General features: G+C 72.8%; 3 protein-coding genes and 1 pseudogene. All 4 read right to left on the bottom strand.

Annotation, left to right across the window (positions count from 1 at the left end; translation table 11 throughout):
• Positions 1-485 (bottom strand): thiamine-phosphate kinase (gene thiL, locus NON22_RS23915; RefSeq protein WP_257389488.1); only part of this gene is annotated, 485 nt, incomplete at its 3' end.
• Between the two features lie 6 nt (positions 486-491).
• Entirely contained in the window at positions 492-920 is a 429-nt protein-coding gene (nusB, locus tag NON22_RS23910) for a transcription antitermination factor NusB (protein ID WP_257389487.1), read from the bottom strand.
• A 23-nt stretch (positions 921-943) separates the two neighbouring features.
• Entirely contained in the window at positions 944-1408 is a 465-nt protein-coding gene (gene ribH / locus NON22_RS23905; RefSeq protein ID WP_257389486.1) for a 6,7-dimethyl-8-ribityllumazine synthase, read from the bottom strand.
• Between the two features lie 68 nt (positions 1409-1476).
• Positions 1477-1702 (bottom strand): annotated as a pseudogene (locus tag NON22_RS23900) (bifunctional 3,4-dihydroxy-2-butanone-4-phosphate synthase/GTP cyclohydrolase II); the annotation flags it as partial.

The following is a 1702-nucleotide window of genomic DNA, read 5'->3' as shown; positions in this document are numbered from 1 at the left end:
GCCTCGCCCGGCTCGCCGCTGACGAGGATGCGATCGCCGGCGCGCGCGCCGTCGCGGCGCAGCGCAGCGCCCGGCGGCACGAAGCCGTGCACGGTCACCGTGACGGTCAGCGGGCCGCGCGTCGTGTCGCCGCCGACGAGCGCGACGCCGTGCTGCCGCGCGAGCGCGGCGAAGCCGTCGCAAAAGCCGGCCAGCCAGTCGGCATCGGCGGCGGGCAAGCTCAGCGCGAGCAGCGCCCAGGCCGGCTCGGCCCCCATGGCCGCGAGATCGGACAGATTGACGGCCAGCGACTTCCAGCCCAGATCGGACGGCGCGGTGCCGGCCGGAAAATGCACCCCGGCGACGAGCGTGTCGGTGCTGACGGCGAGCTCGGCGCCGGCGCGCGGCTGCAGCAGCGCCGCGTCGTCGCCGATGCCGAGCGTCACGTCGGCGCGCGCGACCGCACAGCGCCGGCGGATTTCCTCGATCAGGGCGAACTCACCCATACGCGCTCAGCGACCGCGGTATTCGGCCTTGCGCCACTCTGCGGCCAGCTTGTCGAGCACGCCGTTGACGTAGGTGTGGCCGTGGTCGGCGCCGAAGCGCTTGGTCGTTTCGATCGCTTCGTTGATGACGACGCGATACGGCACGTCGACGCGGTACTTGAGCTCGTAGGCGCCCAGGCGCAGCGCCGCGCGCTCGATCGGGTCGACCTGGCCGACTTCGCGGCCGAGGAACGGCGTCAGACCCGCGTCGAGCTCGGCACAATGGCGTTCGACACCGCGCACGAGATCTTCGAAATACTCGATGTCGGCGACTTCCATGTCCTGCTCGTGGCGGAACTGGTCGATGACGCCGCCGATCGCGCTGCCGGAAAGCTGCCATGCGTACAGCGCCTGCAGGGCGCGCCGCCGCGCGCGCGAGCGGGCCGCCAGATCCACACCTTCGGGTCGTCGCGAATTCGTCACAGCTTTCTCCACAAATCAATCATTTCCAAGGCGGCCAGAGCGACGTCCTCGCCCTTGTTGCCGTGCGCGCCGCCGGCGCGCGCGGCGGCGTCCTCGTGGCGCTCGACCGCGAGCACGCCGTTGAGCACCGGCAGGCGGTAGTCCAGCGCGACGCGCATGAGACCCTGGGCGCAGCCGTCGGCGACGTGTTCGTAGTGGCGCGTGTCGCCGCGCACGACGCAGCCGAGACACAGCAGCGCCGCATGCCGGCCGGTCGCGGCGAGCCGCGCGGCGGCGACCGGAATCTCCCAGGCGCCCGGCACGCGGACCAGATCGATAGCGTCGGCGGCGACGCCATTGCTACTGAGCGCTTGCTCTGCGCCGCTGATCAGTTTGTCGACGATGCGCGGATTCCAGCGGCTCGCGACGATCGCGATGCGGCAATCCGGGGCGGCACGCAGCTCGCCGGCGATCAGGGACATGGGCGCCAAGGGGGTATCGAGGGGGCGCCATTCTACCCGAGCCCGCTGCGGCCCGCCGAGCCGGCAGCTCAGCCCGCCTCGTGGCCGACGACTTCGAGGCCGAAGCCGGCCAGGCCGACGAGGCGCCGCGCCGTGCCGAGCACGCGCAGCCGGCGTATGCCGAGGTCGGCCAGGATCTGCGCGCCGAGGCCGTGGCGGCGCCATTCCTGCACCGCCTCGGCCTTGCCGGCGGCGCGGGAGCGGCGGCCGAGCCGGTCGAGCAGCGCCTCGTCCTCGCCGGGCTCCGACAGCACG

It is taken from the genome of Tahibacter caeni (genome assembly GCF_024609805.1).
In the GTDB taxonomy this organism is placed as follows: Bacteria; Pseudomonadota; Gammaproteobacteria; order Xanthomonadales; family Rhodanobacteraceae; genus Tahibacter; species Tahibacter caeni.
Note: the sequence above shows the minus strand (reverse complement) of the source record. Positions and strands in the feature narration are given on the sequence as shown.

Excerpts from the sequence above, each read along its gene's own strand:
- ribH (WP_257389486.1), bottom strand. The coding sequence starts at position 1,408 with ATGTCCCTGATCGCCGGCGAGCTGCGTGCCGCCCCGGATTGCCGCATC.